The sequence below is a fragment of the Pseudomonas sp. Colony2 genome (genome assembly GCF_019382755.1).
Lineage (GTDB): Bacteria > Pseudomonadota > Gammaproteobacteria > Pseudomonadales > Pseudomonadaceae > Aquipseudomonas.
Genome location: NZ_CP080030.1, coordinates 3,375,489 through 3,376,112 on the forward strand (window position 1 = coordinate 3,375,489; position 624 = coordinate 3,376,112).

The window sequence follows — 624 nt, forward strand, 5'->3', positions numbered from 1 at the left end:
ATGGATAGGCCATACCCTCCATCGTCGCTGCTTGAGTTGTCCGAGCTTTCAGACTTTGGCATCCGACTGACTCCCGCCCCTGATGTTTGGGAGTGGCTCCAAGTCGAGGTCCTCGCCGACACTGGCAGCATTCACAACGAAGACCATGCCCACTTACTGGATGCAGACATCCGGATCATGTGGGCGTCGTCGAGCTTCGCCAAGCAGGGTCGCACAGTCTTGGGCCAGGCCGAACAGGTAGCGTTCCGCGCCGGCGGTTGGCAGAAAGCGCGGATGGAGCAACAGATGCGTGATTGGTTCGGCGATGTGCCGGCCTTCATCATCACCCTGGCAGCCGACTACTGCGCCCAGTGCAGCGACCTTGAGTTCTGCGCGCTGATCGAACACGAGCTTTATCACATCGCCCAAGCGACCGATAAGTACGGTCAACCAGCCTTCACCCAGGACGGCGCACCCAAGCTGAAGCTTCAGGGCCACGACGTAGAAGAGTTCGTCGGTGTTGTCCGCCGCTATGGTGCGAGCCCTAACGTTCAAGCGTTGGTGGATGCTGCAAACAGTCCTGCTGAGGTGGGGAAATTGAACATTGCGAGGGCCTGCGGAACCTGTCTGCTCAGATCGGCCTGA

General features: G+C 59.3%; 1 protein-coding gene. It reads left to right on the forward strand.

Translation table 11 applies throughout. From position 1 onward, the window contains the following. Positions 1–624: putative metallopeptidase (locus JV201_RS13375; RefSeq protein ID WP_219407060.1), on the forward strand; the 624-nt coding region annotated here is incomplete at its 5' end.